At 59.0% G+C, this 16,933-nt stretch carries 17 protein-coding genes; 5 read left to right on the forward strand and 12 right to left on the reverse strand.

The window, feature by feature from the left end:
- The first annotated feature begins 72 nt into the window (after positions 1-72).
- Genes BGP77_RS05735 through BGP77_RS05745 form a run of 3 tightly spaced genes read left to right on the forward strand, consistent with a single transcriptional unit; the run spans position 73 to position 2,147 of the window.
- The gene (locus BGP77_RS05735; RefSeq protein ID WP_108163757.1) at positions 73-531 is read left to right on the forward strand and encodes an Rrf2 family transcriptional regulator; all 459 of its coding nucleotides are present in this window, start codon (positions 73-75) and stop codon (positions 529-531) included.
- Positions 528-1,445, forward strand: coding sequence for an NAD(P)/FAD-dependent oxidoreductase (locus BGP77_RS05740; protein ID WP_108163758.1), 918 nt, complete (start codon positions 528-530; stop codon positions 1,443-1,445). The genes BGP77_RS05735 and BGP77_RS05740 overlap by 4 nt, the downstream gene beginning before the upstream one ends.
- Positions 1,446-1,448: 3 nt before the next feature.
- Positions 1,449-2,147, forward strand: coding sequence for a class I SAM-dependent methyltransferase (locus tag BGP77_RS05745; protein ID WP_108163759.1), 699 nt, complete (start codon positions 1,449-1,451; stop codon positions 2,145-2,147).
- Here the strand turns inward: BGP77_RS05745 and BGP77_RS18320 are convergent.
- The 11 genes from BGP77_RS18320 to BGP77_RS05800 form a co-directional block, all read right to left on the reverse strand.
- Positions 2,144-2,881: an NUDIX domain-containing protein gene (locus BGP77_RS18320; RefSeq protein ID WP_304572198.1), complete on the reverse strand. Its 738-nt coding sequence runs from the start codon at positions 2,879-2,881 to the stop codon at positions 2,144-2,146. The two genes, BGP77_RS05745 and BGP77_RS18320, sit on opposite strands and share 4 nt — an antisense overlap.
- Positions 2,878-3,273: a thioesterase family protein gene (locus tag BGP77_RS05755; protein ID WP_108163761.1), complete on the reverse strand. Its 396-nt coding sequence runs from the start codon at positions 3,271-3,273 to the stop codon at positions 2,878-2,880. The genes BGP77_RS18320 and BGP77_RS05755 overlap by 4 nt, the downstream gene beginning before the upstream one ends.
- Complete coding sequence (locus tag BGP77_RS05760) at positions 3,270-4,301, reverse strand: histone deacetylase family protein (RefSeq protein WP_108163762.1); 1,032 nt, start codon at positions 4,299-4,301, stop codon at positions 3,270-3,272. The genes BGP77_RS05755 and BGP77_RS05760 overlap by 4 nt, the downstream gene beginning before the upstream one ends.
- Before the next feature lie 80 nt (positions 4,302-4,381).
- Positions 4,382-4,918 (reverse strand): porin family protein, encoded by a 537-nt coding sequence (locus BGP77_RS05765; protein ID WP_158269281.1) that lies wholly within the window; start codon positions 4,916-4,918, stop codon positions 4,382-4,384.
- Between the two features lie 124 nt (positions 4,919-5,042).
- A complete protein-coding gene (locus BGP77_RS05770; RefSeq protein WP_108163764.1) occupies positions 5,043-5,264 on the reverse strand; it encodes a DUF2061 domain-containing protein in 222 nt (73 codons plus the stop codon).
- Between the two features lie 101 nt (positions 5,265-5,365).
- Positions 5,366-7,138, reverse strand: a complete 1,773-nt coding sequence (recD, locus tag BGP77_RS05775; protein WP_108163765.1) for an exodeoxyribonuclease V subunit alpha — start codon at positions 7,136-7,138, stop codon at positions 5,366-5,368.
- Positions 7,135-10,509 (reverse strand): exodeoxyribonuclease V subunit beta, encoded by a 3,375-nt coding sequence (gene recB, locus BGP77_RS05780; protein ID WP_108163766.1) that lies wholly within the window; start codon positions 10,507-10,509, stop codon positions 7,135-7,137. Before recB ends, recD begins: the two co-directional genes overlap by 4 nt.
- Before the next feature lie 13 nt (positions 10,510-10,522).
- Entirely contained in the window at positions 10,523-10,804 is a 282-nt protein-coding gene (locus BGP77_RS05785; RefSeq protein WP_108163767.1) for a type II toxin-antitoxin system RelE/ParE family toxin, read from the reverse strand.
- Positions 10,801-11,028 (reverse strand): addiction module protein, encoded by a 228-nt coding sequence (locus BGP77_RS05790; RefSeq protein ID WP_108163768.1) that lies wholly within the window; start codon positions 11,026-11,028, stop codon positions 10,801-10,803. Before BGP77_RS05790 ends, BGP77_RS05785 begins: the two co-directional genes overlap by 4 nt.
- Positions 11,029-11,091: 63 nt before the next feature.
- Positions 11,092-14,304 (reverse strand): exodeoxyribonuclease V subunit gamma, encoded by a 3,213-nt coding sequence (gene recC / locus BGP77_RS05795; protein WP_108163769.1) that lies wholly within the window; start codon positions 14,302-14,304, stop codon positions 11,092-11,094.
- 43 nt (positions 14,305-14,347) lie between these two features.
- Positions 14,348-14,572, reverse strand: coding sequence for a DUF2798 domain-containing protein (locus tag BGP77_RS05800; RefSeq protein ID WP_108163770.1), 225 nt, complete (start codon positions 14,570-14,572; stop codon positions 14,348-14,350).
- Between the two features lie 126 nt (positions 14,573-14,698).
- Here BGP77_RS05800 and BGP77_RS05805 point away from each other — a divergent pair, with 126 nt between their 5' ends.
- Together BGP77_RS05805 and BGP77_RS05810 are read left to right on the forward strand one after the other, a co-directional pair.
- On the forward strand, positions 14,699-15,400 hold the full coding sequence (locus BGP77_RS05805) for a 2OG-Fe(II) oxygenase (RefSeq protein WP_108163771.1): 702 nt from the start codon (positions 14,699-14,701) through the stop codon (positions 15,398-15,400).
- Complete coding sequence (locus BGP77_RS05810; RefSeq protein ID WP_108163772.1) at positions 15,387-16,280, forward strand: DNA-3-methyladenine glycosylase 2; 894 nt, start codon at positions 15,387-15,389, stop codon at positions 16,278-16,280. The genes BGP77_RS05805 and BGP77_RS05810 overlap by 14 nt, the downstream gene beginning before the upstream one ends.
- Here BGP77_RS05810 and BGP77_RS05815 read toward each other — a convergent pair whose 3' ends face one another.
- The gene (locus tag BGP77_RS05815) at positions 16,281-16,895 is read right to left on the reverse strand and encodes an HAD family phosphatase (protein ID WP_108163773.1); all 615 of its coding nucleotides are present in this window, start codon (positions 16,893-16,895) and stop codon (positions 16,281-16,283) included.
- Positions 16,896-16,933: the final 38 nt, after the last annotated feature.

Raw genomic sequence — 16,933 nt, forward strand, 5'->3', positions numbered from 1 at the left:
TTTTATGGGTTTTTAGTGAGCGTTACATAAACACACTTGTCTTCGAGTATTTCATGTAATAACCTAAGTTACATGAAAAGAGACAGCCGTTTATCGGGCGTTCTGCACGTCCTGTTACACATGGCCGAAGCCGGCACACCGCAAACCTCGGATGCGCTGGCCGCCATGATGCAGACCAACCCGGTGGTCATCCGTCGAATTCTCGCTGGCTTGCGCGACCAGGGTTTGGTGCGTTCAGAAAAAGGCCATGGCGGCGGTTGGCGACTGGTCTGTGATCTGGAAAAAACCACCTTTTACGACATCTATATGGCGCTGGGCGAACCGGTATTGCTGGCCATGGGCCACCGCACCGACATGCCGGGTTGTCTGGTCGAACAGGCGGTTAACGCGGCGCTGGGCGATGCCTTTGCCAGCGCGGAACAGCAACTGTTGGAACGCTTTAAAGGCGTGACGCTGGCGCAACTCAGTCGCGACTTTCATCACGGCATGCGCGATCGAAACGCCGCTGCTGATCAGGAGAATCTGAAATGACTCAGACTTACGACGCCGTCATTGTTGGCGGCAGTTATGCGGGCATGGCCGCGGCCATGATGCTGGCGCGGGGCTACCGACAGGTGTTGGTGATTGATGGTGGTCAGCGCCGCAATCGCTTTGCCAGCCACGCTCATGGTGTGATCGGTCAGGACGGCAAACCGCCGGGCCAGATCGCCGACGAAGCCCGGGCCCAGTTGCTTAACTATCCGAACGTAACCTGGGTAAACGGCAAGGCCGATTCCGTGGCGGCACGCGATGGCGTGTTCAAGCTGACGCTGGAAAGTGGCGAACACTATCAAGGGTTGTACTTGATTCTGGCAACCGGTGTGCGCGATGTATTGCCACCCATTCCGGGTCTGAATGAGCGCTGGGGCCAGAGCGTGTTTCATTGCCCTTATTGCCATGGTTATGAACTGAACCGAGGGGCTTTAGGGGTGTTGGCGAGCAGTGAAGAATCGGCGCATCAGGCGTTTATGATGCCAGACTGGGGCCCGACGACCTTCTTCCTCAACGGCGTTTTTGAACCCTCGGCCGACCAGTTGCGCGAACTCGAGGCCCGGGGCGTAACCATTGAGCGTGAAAAGGTCACCGAAGTCACCGGTGACGATAAAGCGGTGGTGCATCTGGCAGACGGTCGCCACATTGAACTGGCCGGTTTGTTTGTCGCACCTAAGATGGAAATGACCAATACCCTGGCCAGCCAATTGGGGTGTGCCATGGCCGACGGACCGATGGGCGCTTATATCGAAACCGATATGATGCAGGCCACCTCGGTTCCCGGCGTGTTTGCCTGCGGTGATGCCGCGCGGCCCTTCGGTAACGTTACCTTTGCCATGGCCGGCGGCACCATGGCCGGTACCGCCGTGCATCGTTCTGTGATGCACCACGGCATCATGCAGCACGCGGTGTAACACATGCAGCCAGACGACATTGCCGCCATCTTTGACCAGCAAGCCGCCGGTTATGACCGTCAGGCGCAACGCCGTGAACCCATCGAAAACGCGTTGCGGTTTTTACTGGAAGCGGTGTTTGCTGGCCTGCCAAGCAATGCGCATGTGCTGTGCGTGGGTTCCGGCACGGGCAGTGAAGCCATTGCGTTGGCGCAACGTTTTCCGCATTGGCGCTTTACCCTGGTGGAGCCTTCGGCGGGCATGGTTGAGGTCTGTCGACAGAAACTGATCGATGCGGGCTTGGTGGAACGTTGTCATGTTCAGCTCGGTTATTTGGAAAGTCTCTCACCTGCTCAGCAGTTCGATGGAGCGACCTGCTTTTTGGTGTCTCAATTTATAACCGATCGGCTGGCGCGCCAGAAATTTTTCCGGCAGATCGCTCAGCGGTTAAAACCCAGTGGTATCCTGGCCAGCTCCGATCTGGTGTTCGATACCGGCGCGCTGGGTTATGACGCCAGCCTGGCGTTGTGGCATCGCATCACCACTCAAACAGAACCCACCCCCGAACACCTGGATCGTCTTAAGAAAACCTACGCCACGGACGTAGCCGTGATGTCGATGGTGGAGCTGGCGCAGATTGTTCAGGCCGGTGGGTTTGATGAACCGCTGCCGTTTTTTCAGGCGGGTCTGGTGCAGGCCTGGTGCGCAACCAAAGCCCGTTAGAACGCGAAAAACACTTCGGCTTTTTGGTGGGGACCGTCGTTGCCATCGAGGTCGATTTTTGCCAACCCTGACTTGCCCGCTAATGCGCCGACCAGCTGACGATTGAACAAGCTCTGCTGTTCGTCGGCAACAAATGCGTCGATTGAAAGCCATCGTGCTTCGGCAATTTCGTCCGTGTCCTGAATGGCAAGCTGTGAACTCAGCGGTGTTAGTTTGCAAACGAAATAAGCGTTACTTTTGCCAAAACGGTACGGGTGTTTGGTGGCAAAGCCGAGCACCGATTCAAAGCGGGTTTCGATGCCGGTTTCTTCCCAGACTTCGCGCTGCACGGCCGCTTCTAACGTCTCCCCAACTTCAACGTGGCCGCCGGGTAATTTAAAGCCTGTCATGCCCTGCTCGCGGATGGCCAGGAATCTGCCTTCACCGTCTTCGACCAGGCCGCCAGCACCGAGCGTATGGGAAGGCACAAAGGGCGCAAACGCATCGTCGCGTAAGCGTTTAATCAGCGTCAGTTCTGCTTCCAGACAGTTGTGAAATACAAAACCCAGTTCGGTGGCGATGCCCGTAAAATGCGCGCGATTGAGTGGCAACGTCAGCCAGATTAACTGTTTGCCGTCTCGCTCACTTTGCGCCAACAACGCCGCCAGTTTTTCGGCGAAAACCGCGACGTCTTCGGGCAGGTTTTGCGCCGAAATAATCACGCCATTAAACGCATCGGCCTGGTGTTGCATCATTCGCCTGCGGTCAGTTGGTCGATCAAACCGGGCGGAATAGACGGACGACCGCGTGCATTCATGGCCGTAGCAATAATGACGGCCTGCAAACAGAGCACGCCATCGCTGCGCACGATGCGTTGATCGAACGCAAAGCGCACCCGGTCGACCAGGCGAAAGCTGGTTTCGGTGTGAAATGCATCGCCACTGGTCAGCGGTTTTTTGTAATCGAGCTCAGCGCGAACCACGACTAAATCGACGCCTTGTCTGGATAATTCGGCAAAGTCGACGCCCTTGGAATGCAGGTATTCGTGACGCGCGTGTTCCAGATAATTCTGATACACCGCGTTGTTCACAATGCCCTGCAAATCACACTCGTAATCGCGGACTTTAAATTCCAGCTTCAGACTCATGCGCGGCCCTCAAAGCCTTCCAACACATTGACCGCGTTAACGCCAATGGCTTCAACATCGTAACCGCCTTCCATGGTGAACAAGGTCGGTTTGCCGAGCGCGGCGATGCGTTCGCCCATGCGCAAATAATCGTCGCTGGTCAGTTTGAAAAACGAAATCGGGTCGCCTTCAAAGGTATCGACGCCGAGCGCCACAATCAGGTAATCCGGGTTGTAGGCGTCGATTTGATGGCAGGCGTCTTCCAGACCGCCTTTCCAGATATCAAAAGGCGTGCCCGGCGGATAACGACGGTTCCAGTTGTAACCTTCGCCCTTACCGGCACCGGTTTCGTCTTCAAAACCGAGGAAGTGCGGGAACACCAGATCCGGGTCGCCATGAATGCTCAGCGTGAACACGTCGGAACGTTCGTAGAAGATCGACTGAGTACCGTTACCGTGGTGGAAGTCGACATCGAGTATCGCGACGCGCTGCGCACCGCCGTCACGAAACGCCTGGGCGGCAATCGCGGCGTTGTTAAAGAAGCAATAACCGCCGTACAGATCGGCCGCGGCGTGATGGCCCGGTGGCCGACACAGCGCAAAGGCGGCGCTGTCACCGTTTAGGATTTGCTGCTGCGCCGTCAGTGCTACATCGACCGAGGCGCGCGCGGCTTCCCAGGTGCCGTCGGTAATGGAGGTTTCGGCGGCGAAGCTGTAATAACCCAGGCGGCCGTCGATGTCTTTCGGCGCCCGATGGCGCATACCGCGCCCGGCCCAGACGGCAGGAATCGCCTCGCCCGGTTTACCGGCGGCTTTCCAGTCGTCCCAGCAGTGCTCCAAGAAATCGATGTAGTCATCGGTATGAATCGCGCGAATCGGTTCCAGGCCATGCTCGACCGGCGCCAGCACCTCGCCGAGTTGGCGGTCTTTGACCCGCGCCAGAATCGTTTCGGCGCGGTTGGGGTTCTCATAAGGCGGCACCAGAATGCCACCATCGAGTTCGGAAGTGGCAGTGCGACGGTGATGCAAAGGGGAATAGACGGTTTTCATCGAGAGGTATCAGCGGCCGTTGAACAGGCCGCTAATGTCGCACAGTTAAGCGGAACTTTCATCGCCGCCGATGTGGAAGTTCACAGCGATTGCAGTTGGTACTCCAGCGACAAGCCGATGTATTGAACGTCTTCGGCAATGTGCGTCCAGTCGGTCACCAGGCTGAGGCTGGGCGACAGATGAACAGCCGCGCCGGCGCCATAACTCAGGTCGGTATCGGACCCTTCGAAACTAGTGCAGTTACCACTGATACAACGCTCTACCTCCGACTGCGCACTCAGCATACCCACCCGGCCATGCACGGAAAAGCGCGAACCTAACGGTTGTTCAAAGCGGCCGTACACCGCAAAGGTTGTCAGCCAGGCCGAGGCAAAGCCCACCGAATTGCCAACGCTGTTGACGACCTCGCCTTCGACTTCACTCACCGTCGCGCTGACTTCCGATTGCAGCGATAACTGCGGCGTAAAGCCATAAGCATAACGAGCGGCGACACCGACACCCGGGTCGTCGTAATCGGTAATGGTCTGGTATTGCAGTCCCACACCGAAGGATTGATCGGCATTGGCCAGGGTGGTGCCGAACAGCACCAGGAGCGAGATCAATAAACGAATGTGCACGCGGTTCTCCTTCTTATCGTGACTCACACAAGGCGGTCACAGCATAAGAAGGCGCTTACCCGCAGGCGCGGCGGATTGCCGCAAAAAAGTGGCCGATTGACGCAATCGAAGGTCAGGCGGCGCGTTACATCGCCGCACTGAATTGCGGACCACCCGTTGAATCGTTGTTGCTACGCATCCGTTCAATCCGCTTCCAGACTTTCTCGTGGAAGTAAAAGGCCACGGTATTCACCGCCGGCTCAACCAACGCCACCAGACCTCCGACGACAAAGCTGCCAGTCAGAGCCCAGGCGACACTGAACGCAATGGAAAAGTGCATCACGGCAAAAGTGGCTGTTTTAATCATCTCGGTTTCCGCTGTAGGTTTTGGCTATGACGAGAATGATAGTGGTTCTTGTTTGATTGTCTAGGAATATTGAAATTATAAGGTTGATAGTTACTGGCTAATTATTCGCTCAGTCTTTGCTTCAACCCCGAATGCCGCTCCACCCGCATCCTGACCCCTTCGAGCCAAACGCCTTCCCCACCAAACACCACTAACTCCTGCTTGGCCCGCGTCAAACCCGTATAGATCAACTCACGCGTGAGCATGGCGCTGGGGGTTTCCGGCAGTACCAAGGCAACCCGTTCGAACTCGCTGCCCTGGGTTTTGTGGATGGTCATGGCGTAGACGGTTTCATGCCTCGGCAGCCGGCCGGGGGCGACTGGTCTGTGGTTATCGCCTTCTGGGAACCAGGCTAGGAGCTGGCCGTTGTCGTCGGGCCAGAGCAGGCCAATGTCGCCGTTGTAGAGGCCGACGCCGTAGTGGTTTTCGGTGACCATGATCGGCTGGCCGCGGTAGGCGGGTTCGCGGTTGGGGTTGAGTTGGCGTTCGATGCGTTCGTTCAGCGCTTCGACGCCGCGTGGGCCGACTCGGGTCGGGCACAGCAGGCGGAATTGGAACAGGCGGTCGAAGGCTTCGCTCAAGTTCTCGGCCTGGGCGATGGGTTGGTACCAGGTGCGCGTCCAGGCGTCGATTTGGGCATAGAGGTCGTCGTCGCCGAGCCATTGGACGTCGTTGTGTTCGCCTTTCAGTGTGGCGAGGCTGGCGTCGCTTTGGCCGTCGATGACCTGGCGGGCGAGTTGGCCGATGCCGGAATTGGGACCGAAACGGCGGCTGTCGTAAAGGTAGCTGAGGTAGTCGGCGCTGCCTTTTGCATCATTTTCAAGGCCAATTCCCAACTGTTTAAGTTGATTTTTTCGGGTCTTGGAATAGCCTGGATGCGGTCTTTCAGCTAGGTCGGCGAGCACGCTTCCGGCCGCAACAGACGGTAACTGGTCGGCATCACCCAGGAAGATGACGCGAACGTGCTCTGGCAGTGCGCGGAACAGGCGCGTCATCAGCGGTAAGTCGACCATGGAGACTTCATCGACCACCAGAATGTCGAGTTCCAGCGGGTTGCGGTCGTGGTGGCGGAAGTCGAGCTGGTTGGGAATGACGCCCAGTAAGCGGTGCAGCGTGGACGCGGTTTCCGGGATGGCGTCGAGCGTCAGCATATCGACGGGGCCGAGCAGGTCGGCTTTGGCGGCGCGGATGGATTCGCCCAAACGCTGTGCAGCCTTGCCGGTCGGGGCGGCGAGTTTGATGACCGGCAGGTCGGTTGCGGTGGCCGCTAACAAAGCCAGCAGCCGGGTGACGGTGAAGGTTTTACCGGTGCCGGGGCCGCCGGCGATGACGGTGAAGCGGTTCAGCAAGGCATTGGCCGCCGCGACTTGCTGCCAGTTGGTGGTGTCGCTGGTGCCGAACAGGTCAGTCAGCACCTGTTTGGCGGTTTTCAGGTTGGCGTCGACCGGAGCCTTTAGGCGTGAACTCAGCGCAGTGGCCAGTTCGGTTTCGAAGCGCCAGTAGCGGCGCAGATAGAGCCGGTCCAGGTCGAAAACCACCGGGGCGTTGTCGTCCGGGCGGATGGGTAAGGACGCCAGTTTTTCTCGCCAGTCTTCAAGCGCCGGGAAGCGATAGCCGCTGTCCGGGTCGTCTTCCGCACGCCATTCAAAACGACCAGCCCAGTGGCTCAGTTGCAAACAGGCGTGGCCCTGTTGCAGCGCCTGACTGACGCCGACCAGTGAGTGGAACAGCCAGTCGTCGTGGCAATTCAGAAAGTCGCACAGCCGTTCGGCGAGCAATAAGTCGAGTTCGGCGACGCCTTCCAGATGGCGGTTCAGGTCGAGTAAGTCGGTCATGCGTTTACCTCTTCGCCCTGGAACAAGGCATCCAGTTCGGCGATGGCGGTGAGGTCGGCTTCGCGATGGTAGATGCCGCTGGCGTTGCCCGGCGCCATGCCGCGCAGGTAGAGGTAATGCACGCCGCCAAGATGTTGCGCCGGGTCGTAATCGGCCAGTCGCGTTTTCAGGTAGCGGTGCAGTGCCAGGCTGTAGATCAGGTATTGCAGGTCGTAGTAGCTGTTCTGCACGCTCTCGGTCAGCCAGGGGTCCTGATAGCGCGCCAGCTGGTTGCCGAGGTAACTGGATTTGTAATCGACCACGTAATAGCGGCCGCCCCACTGATACACCAGATCGATGTAGCCGTGCATCATGCCTTTTAGTCGACGCGGATCGGGCAGCGCCACGGCCTGTTGGCCGCGATGGCGGGCCAGAATATCGGCGAGCAGGCGACCGGCGTTGGCGGTCGCATTCAGCGGGAAATAAAACTCGGACTCGCGCAGCGTCTGGTTCAGCGGCAAGTCTGCCAACCGTGCGCCGCTGGGCAATTCGGTGTGCAGAATTTCGGTCAGCCAGTCGATTAACTGCGGCTCGGCGTTTTCGATGCCGCTGATCAAACCCTGATAGCGCTGGCGTGGCGCTTGTAAGGCGGCTTCGAAGTCGGGCTGGTGGAAGTCGAGCCGTTCCAGAATATCGTGCAGCAGGTTACCGGCTTCGGCGCCGCGGGCGAGCGAGAAACGCAGAGGCAGTTCGCTGGCTGGGGTATTGGTGGCCTCGGGTTCGTCCTGGTCGCGGTCCGGGTTCGACAGGCCGCCGTGGCGGGCGTTTCGGGTCAGCGCTGAGAAGGAACTGAGCCACCAGTCGCGTTCAATGCTGCCGTGGAAGTCGGCGGGTTTGAGGTCGCCGCGGGGTGTGGCCGATAGCGATGACGGTTGTTCGGTGGTTAAGGCGATATCACGCAGCAGGTTTGGGATGAGCGGGTTCGTACCGAGTTTCTCAGTGAGGGTGCCGAACTGCTCAATGCCCATGCAGCGGGCCAACGGGCTGCGCGCGAACTCTTTGAACTCGGCAGCGAGAATATACAACCGGCTTTCGGCGCGGGTGGCGGCTACATAAAGCAGGCGGATGTCTTCGGCGATCTGCTCCTGCTGCCAGAGTTCGATTTCCTCATCGCTCGGGTTCAGCGCCAGGCGCGCGCTGTGATCGTGGCGGTCGTGGTAGCGGACCAGCGCGGGCGCTTGGCGGGCGCTGCGGCCGTAACTGACAAACGGCAGGAAGACGATCGGATATTCCAGACCTTTGGCGCCGTGCTGCGTAATCACCTGAATCAGGTCGGCATCGCTTTCCATCCGCAGTTGCGCTTCGGCGGCCAGGCGGTCGTCGTCGCGCGCCTGATCGAACCAGTGCAACAGCGCCCAGGGTTGGCGATGGTGCTGGCTGGCCTGTTGCAGCAATTCGAGCAGATGCAGGCTGTTGGTCAGAGCGCGTTCGTGTTGCTCCGGGCGCGGCTGAACGTGGCGTTGGAACAGTGCCAGCGCCATGCTCATCAGGCCCTGATTAAGCCAGCGTTCGCGCAGTTCGGTGACTTCGGCCTGCAGCTCGGCCCAGCGGTGTTCGTTTTGATGCAGCTCGAACAGCGCCTCGGTATCGAGGCCAAACCAGGGCGTAGCCAGCGCCGCGACTAAGGCGCGATCGTTTTCCAGATCGAGAATGCCGTGCAGCGCCAGACGCAGGCTGTCAGCCTCTTCGCTTTTCAATACGTTGTCGCGGCTGCTTAAGTAGACCGAATTTAAGCCGTATTCGTGCAGCGCCAGTTGGATGGTGGCGGCTTCGTTGCGGTCGCGCACCAGTATCGCGATGTCGCCTGGCTGTACGGGTTTATTCGACCAGCTTGCTTGTGTGAGTAGCCGATGAATTTCCGCCGCCGACCACAGCGCCAGCGCGCCCTGAGCGTCTTTGGTGTAAGGCTTGTCGTCGGCGGGCAGCAGTCCCCATTGCACGGCAGCGCGGCCGGCCGGGTCGATGAGTTCAGCCGGCTCTTTGGCGCCGGCGTTCACCGGCTGGTAGTCGATGCCGAAGCCGAACACGGCGCGGCCGCCGTCGTAAAACAGTTGGTTGTAGCCGTCGACCACCGCCGGGTGCGAGCGAAAGTTGGTGTCCATCTGCCATTGCTGATCGGCGTGGTCGCGGGCGCTTAAATAGGCGAACACATCGCCGCCGCGGAAACCGTAAATCGCCTGCTTGGGGTCGCCGATCATGCACAGCAACGGTTCCGTGTCACTGCGTTTTCTATAAATCGTATCCAGAATGGCGTACTGGTCCGGGTCGGTGTCCTGAAATTCGTCGACCAGCGCGGCCGGGAATTGCTCGGCCAGCGCCGCGGCCAAAGGTTCGCCGCCGTCTTCGGTCAGGCGCTTCCGCAGCAGCACGATGAGGTCGTTAAAGTCGAGTTGGTTGAGGCGGTCCTTGGCGTCGGCGAGATGGGCGCGCGCGTAGTCGATGCCCGCCCACGCCAGTTGGGCGCGTTGTTCCAGGCTGATCTGATTCAGCGCTTTGGTGAGGCGATGCAGCGTCGGGAGCTGGTCGATTTTTTTGGCGGTGCTGAAGGCGTCTTTGTTGAAGCCTTTATCGAACAGTTCGGGTGCGGAACCCGGCCAGGTTTGGCGCGCCAGATGGTTTAACTCATCCAGCGTTGCCTGCCAGATGGCTTGGTTATCGCCGCGCCGGGTTTTGACGTTGAGCGCAAAAAACGCCTCGGCTTCGTTGTCCCACTGCTCACGAAACGCCTGCCAGGCGGGTTCCGGGTCCGTCACGCCCGGTTCCGGTAATGGCTCGCTGCTGGCGATGGTGTTGGCCCAGCTGTCAAAAAACGCATCCGGTGTGGGCCAGTGTTGGTAGAGCAAACCGAAGTCGTCATCGCCAGCGCGACGGCGATACCAGTCGCGCAGCGCTTCCATGATCAGCTCGCGGCTGTCGGTTTCCATTTCGGCGTTAAAACCGATGCCGCTGGCGAACGCTTGCTGGGTTAATGCGCGTTTGCAGAAACCGTGAATGGTGTAGACGGCGGCTTCGTCCAGATGCAGCAGCGCCTGATACAGCCGGGCTTTGGCTTTCACCGGGTCGATACGCTGGCGCAGTTCGGCGAAAAAGGGTTCGTCGAGAGTATCCCAGTGGTCGTGTGCTTCGCGCAGCAGCGTTGCCAGACGTCCGCGCAGCTCTTCGGTGGCGGCTTTGGTAAAGGTCATCACCAGAATGCGATCGACGCCGAGGTTTGATTCCAGCAACAGCCGAATATAGAGCCGGGTGATGTTGTAGGTTTTACCGGTACCGGCGCTGGCTTCAATGAGCTGGCGACCGGTGAGCGGTAGGGTGGCGGCGTCGAGTGTGGGCATTGAGGATTGCCGGTCAGGGTCTTTTTCCGGTATCCAGCCGATGATGGAATACCGAGTGAATGATCAGGCCTTCCACCTCAATGCTGTAAAACAGCGTGAAGGGAAAGCGGCGAGTTAAGCAACCGCGAATGGCGTCGTGATAGAGCGGCTGCGCTTTGGGATTGGCGATGATTTGCTGTAGGGCGGCTTCAATATTGTTGAGAAAATCCTGCCCTAAGCCGCGCTGTTGCCGTTCGTACCAGAGAAAGGCGGTTTCCAGGTCATCCTTGGCCCGGTCGGTGTAGAGCAGCTTCATTGGTTGCCTTTACGCAGCGCCTCATGAACGTTTTGCCAGCTGTGCAGGCCTTGTTCACCAGCCTGGTAGCTCTGGTAGCGCTTTTTCAGTTCCTCACGTTGCCAGTCCGGCAGCGGCAACTCGGCATTGCTGGCGGCAATGGTGTCCCAGATGTCTTCGACCAGTTTGAGTTTTTCGCTCAGTGCCAGGTTGTCGATTTCACTGCGCAATTGTTGGCTGTTCATGGTCGTCACCTCGGTTTCTGCTGGTTCAGTTTAGCGCTACATCCAATGGTTGAGAAAGTCTGCTTAGGTTTCAGTGAGCTGCGCAAACAACGGCTCATAGAGCGCCAGCAGATCATCGCGCAACGCCGTCTCATCGGGCGGCTCCGGCCAGAACCAGTGCATATAGGCGTCGCTGCCCAGGCCGCTGCGGAATTGATCGCCGGTCCAGAGGCGGTCGAAGTGGTAGGGCTGGTATTCGCCGCGCGTTCTGGGCTTGGCGATTTCAACGCCGATGGCGGCGTTCAGCGGCAGCGGCCGGCACAGCGCCAGCTTCCAGATGCGCAGCCAGTTGGTCAGTTCGGCTTTGGCGTCGTCAGCGTTTAAGGGTGCTAGCTGCAACTGATAGACGGCGTCGGTTTTGTTGGTGCGGTACAGGCCCAGTGTTTCGGTGCTGCCGCTGAGGTTGGCGACCAGATGATGCAGCCAGAGCGTCAGGTAATCCCTGCCTTTGGCGTCAGCCAAACGCCAGAACAGCAGACGGCCATCGGCGAGGCGAGGTAAGTGTGCGCTGAGGGTCTGGCCGTCGATGATTGTTTCGACGCGGTCGAGTGTCAGTTCGCCGCTGCCCAGTTCCATCAGGTTGCCGGCGAATTGTTCGGCCTGGTGTTGCCAGCTTTGCAGATCGTCTTCGGCTTCTCGGTGATCGGGCAGCAGGCCCGACAGCCGAGCGCGTTCGAGCCAGTTTTCGACCGGCCTGTCGTCGAGCCCCAGTTCGCTGTCGATCAACTGCGCCTGGAGTTGATAGCGGGTCAGGTGATCGGGTGCGAAAGGTTCGCTGTCGTCCAGTTGCGGGCCGCTGTCGTAACCCAAAAACAAACCCAGCCGCGTGCGGGCAAAGGCGCGTGACGGATGGTCGAGCGCATCGATGAGTTGTTTCAGCGGCAGTTCGTCTGGCCACTCTGGCTCGGGCAATTCGGCGATGTTGCTGGCGCCGGGCAAGGCATGGGTCAGGCGCAGCCAGTGGCGGTCGAAGCTGGGTTGTTCGCCCTGATAATTGGCGGCGGCGAAAGGTTGCAGCGGCAGGTCGCGAATGTACTCGCGCCGCCAGCCGCTGGCGGATTCGAGGTAGCCGAACAGTTCGGTCAGCACCAGAGAGGGTTGGCGCTCGGTGTTGTTGCTGACATCGCGGCCCTGGTAGCTGAGATAAATCGAATCGCGTGCTGATAGCAGCGCTTCAAGGAACAGATAGCGGTCGTCGCCGCGCCGCGAACGATCGCCGAGGCGATGATCGTTGGCCATTAAATCGAAACCCAAAGGCGGCCGGTGGCGCGGGAATTCGCCGTCGTTTAATCCGAGTACGGCCAGCACTTTGAAGGGAATGGAACGCATCGGTACCAGCGAGCAAACGGTAATCTGGCCGGTCAAAAACTGGCGACCACCGCTCTGGCTGCCAGAGAATGCCTGCATCAGTACGTCGCGGATGACGCCGAGTGGAATGTCGCCAGCGTAACCCGCTTCGAAGCAGTGTTGACCGAGGTCGGCGATGGCTGCGCGCAGGTCGTCGTGCGCTGGGTCGAAGGTCTCGCCGGTGGCGAACAGCGCCAGTCGCAACCGGTCTTTGAGGAAGGCTTGCCAGTGTTCAATATCGCGCGGCTGGTTCAGCTCCGCAGCCAGTTGTTTCAGGCGACGCACGAACGCCATTAAGCGGCCCAGTTGCAGCGCATCGCTGCCTTCGACCTGCGGCAGTAGTAAGCGCTCACCCAGAATCGTTTCTTCATCGCCCCAGGCGAAGCCGAGCAGCAGTCGGTCGAGGCCTTGTTGCCAGGTGAAGTGATCGCTCACCTCACGTTCGACGAAGTCGGCTTTGTGCTGCGCATCCAGCCCCCAATGCACCGCCGCGTCACTGAGCCAGTGGGCCAGCTGATCGACGTCGTCCGGCGTTAATCGGAACTGCGTCTGAATCGCCGGCACGCGCAGCCAGCCAATCACCTGACTGACTTGGAAGCGGGCGTCGGGCAGCGTTAATAAGTCGAGAAAGGCAGCGACGGTCGGGTCGGCATCTTTTAAATGACGGTCGGCGATGGAGCACGGCAGTGGCGGTACTTTTTCTGAAAGATCTTCAAAGCGGCGCGCGAACACGGCTTCGACAAAGGGTGCGTAGTCTTCGACGTTGGGGCACATCACGACCACATCTTTGGGCGTGAGCGTGGGGTCGTCGTTAAAGCGATGCAGCAGCCAGTCGTGTAAACCCTGAACTTCGCGCAATGCCGAGTGGGCGCGGGTGACGCTGATGGAGGTGTCGTTCAGGTCGCTCGGTGATTCGCGGCCATCGTGCAGATGCAGAATATCGCGCTGCAATTGCGCCAGCAGCGTTGGTGTTTGGTTTTCAACAAAGACCGGCGTTTCCAGATCGGCGCGTTCACTGAGCAGACGCACAAAGGCCTGGCCTTGTTGGCCGAGGTTGGCGAGCAGTGGATTGCCGACGTCCAACGGCGTATCCGGGTCGGCCTCGGCTTCAATCCAGCGCGCCCGTTGTTTAGCGGCCTGGCGTTCGCTGACGACTTCGCCCCAGTAATCGTCGCTGGGGTTGAGGTACAGTAGGTGAATGTCGATGCCGCCACGCTCGGACAACGCTTTCAGAAAATCGAGCCAGAACGGCGACAGCGCATTGATGCCGAACAGAAAGAGGCGTTCAGGCAACGCATCGGCCGGTTGCGCCAGTTGGTCGATGGCCTGACGCGCCAGCTTGATGGGGTGTGGCACCGAGGTTTCGGCGGTCAGCAGACGCCACAGTTGTGCCTGCCAGTGCTCGCCGTTGCCGGCGTCCCAGTCGGCAATCCAATCCGGGCGGTAGAGCAGATATTGTTCGTACAAATCGGCCAGTTGTTCGGCCAGTTGATGACGGCGCACCGCCTGCTGACGATCGCTTTGCCGACGCCAATAGCGGGTGGGTTCGGCAAAAACCGGGTGGTCAGCAATGTCGTCGCGTGCCAGCAACGCATCGAGCCGCCAGCTTAAAACCTCGCGCCGATAGGGCGACGCTTCGGGCACTGCCTTCGGGCCGAGCACGCGACGAATCAAACTCCAGAATTCGGTGACCGGCAGCGGAAAGCGCAGGTTCATGCTGATGCGACGGTCGCGATGCTGCGCCAGTTCCATACTCAGCCAATGCTGCATGCCGGGGTTTTGCACCAGAATCACATCGGGCTCGAGCGGGTTGTCGACTGGCACGGCGAGCAGCCGCGCCAGCGGTTCGACCAGCACTTCGAGTTGATTACCGGGCAGGGTGTGCAGCATCAGTGGGCACCGTCAAAATCTGCGCCCAGTGTATCACGCAGCATTAACGGTGCAGGTAGGCGGTGAGCGCTTGCAGTTTGGGTGCGCCGAGCAGAATCAGCATAAAGGCAATCGGCCAGGCGACCATAAACGCCTGACCCCAGGCGAGCAGATAGCTGGGACCGAAACCGATGTTCACCCAGGTGATCAGAGCGGTCATCAAGGTGACCATATAAACCGACATCAGCAGCGGAAACGTAAAAGGCCGCAAGGTTTTATGAACGCGCATTCGGTCATTCTCCCAAGGTTAAGACCGCCCCTATGATGGGGCCAACGAATTGCACCGCAAGGTGCGGATGGCGATGTAGCGGCTAAAGCGTAGAGTGCCCATGAAAGCACCGACGATGAAAACGCCATGATCCAACGATTGAACCACTGCAACTGGCCAGCGCTGGAAAGCGAACTCGACCACTTTGGCAACGCGCCGATGCCTGCGCTGTTGCAACCGGAGCAATGCCAGGCATTGATCGATTCCTACGCTGACCGCACGCGCTTTCGCAGTCGGGTGATTATGCAACGCCACGGCTTTGGTCAGGGCGAGTATCAGTATTTTGATGATCCCTTGCCTGAGTTGATTGCGGAGCTGCGTGCGCAACTCTATGAACGCTTAGTGCCGCTGGCGAACCGCTGGTCGCAGCGTTTGGGCTTTGAGCATCGTTACCCGGCGACGCATGCTGAATTTATTCGCCACTGTCATGCTGCAGGTCAGACTCAACCCACGCCGCTGTTATTGCGCTACGGCGCCGGTGACTATAACTGTCTGCATCAGGATCTCTACGGACCACTGGCGTTTCCGCTGCAATTAACCGTCATGCTGTCGCAGCTGGGTGAGGACTTCAGGGGCGGCGAGTTCACGCTGGTTGAACAACGACCGCGTCGCCAATCGCGTCCCGACGTGGTTTCATTGCAGCGTGGCGATGCCGTGGTTTTTGCCGGTCAGTATCGACCGGTGACTGGCGCGCGCGGCGATTATCGCGTCACCCTGCGTCACGGTGTCAGTCGGGTGCGCAGCGGCGAACGTTTTACTCTGGGACTGATTTTTCATGACGCTCAATAGCAAGACACTTGAACTGACCTTGCCCGACAATTTCCGGCGCGACGATTTTATCGCCTTCCACAGCCGCGATTCACACAGCGTTGCCGAGCGCTGTGATGAACAGTCCGTGACCAAAGCGGTGATGCATCAACACCAGCCAATGACGCTCGGTTTTCACTTCGATCAATCCTCATTAAGGGTTCAGTGCGAAGGCGAAAACGCCGCGGACTTTGCGCTGCAAAGCGTCGCTGAAACTTTGCTCGGTCTGGATCAGGGCACGGCAGAATTTGAAGCCCAGTTTTCCCAACATCCTGAGGTAGGGGCCTTGCTGCAACAGCGTCCGGGTTTGCGCGTACCGCAATCGGCCACACCGTTTGAAGCCTTGCTTTGGGCCATTATCGGGCAACAGATCAGCGTGATTGTGGCCATCAACATTCGCCGCCGTTTGATTCAGGCAGCAAATCAGGCAGCACCCAATAATCTGCTCGCATTTCCGGATGTTGAGACGGTGATGGCACTCAGTGATGAACGGTTGCGCGAAACGGGGTTATCGCGTGCCAAACTCATGGCGGTTCGCGCCTTATGCGATGGCATTGCATCCGGTGAATTACCGCTCGATGATTGGCTGCACAAACCCGAGGCTGAACTCATTTACCAACGCTTGCTGGCGCTGAAAGGCATTGGTCCGTGGACGGTGAATTATGCGTTGCTGCGGGGTTTTAATTCACTCGATGGATCTTTGCATGGCGATGTAGCCGTGCGTAAAAATCTCGGTGAATTATTGGCCTTGAACAGCACGCCGGACGCCAAATTCACCGAGCACTGGTTAGCGCAATTTTCACCCTGGCGCGCCTTAATGGCGGCGCACCTTTGGGCGCGTGCCAACGCAGCGGGCTATTAATTAAAGCAGCCGATGGTGCGTTAATAGGGAGCGAATATCGTTCGGACCAAACACCTGCTCAGCGTTCATGCCTAACGCCCGGGCCGCCTCAACGTTGTGAATGCCATCATCAAAAAACCAGCATTCTTCCGGGCGGGCATTGAGCGCGTCCAGCACAGCCTGATAAATCGCCGGGTCGGGTTTCATTAAACCGAAGTCAAGACTGGTAAAAGGCCGTTCGATGAGTGGCCAGATGGTGTTGCGCTCTTTGACCATCGCCAGATGGCAGGGGTTGGTATTGCTGAGCAAGCTCAGGGTATAGCGGCCATCGGCGTTCAGGTCGGTGAGTAACGGGACGCTGTCGTCAAAATCGTTATCGAGCATGGCGCGAAAGCGATGCTGCACCTCGTCGCGGCTGAGGGCTAAACCGAATTCCTCGATCAGTGCATCGGTGAACGCCTCGAAATCCAACCGGCCGGTCTCAAAGGCATGAGTGGAACGGGCATTGCCCCACAGCGCGTGAATCTGCTCGAACGGGACATCCCGGCCCAGTAACACGGTCACCTGCTGATGCCACTGTAAACGCACCAGCACGCCGCCCATGTCGAAAATCAGGTGTTTGATCGTTGCCGGCATGGCATCTCCACTCGTTGATCACTAAACTGGGCCGCCCA

Origin of the sequence: Saccharospirillum sp. MSK14-1, from assembly GCF_003054965.1 — a bacterium.
GTDB lineage: Bacteria > Pseudomonadota > Gammaproteobacteria > Pseudomonadales > Natronospirillaceae > Saccharospirillum.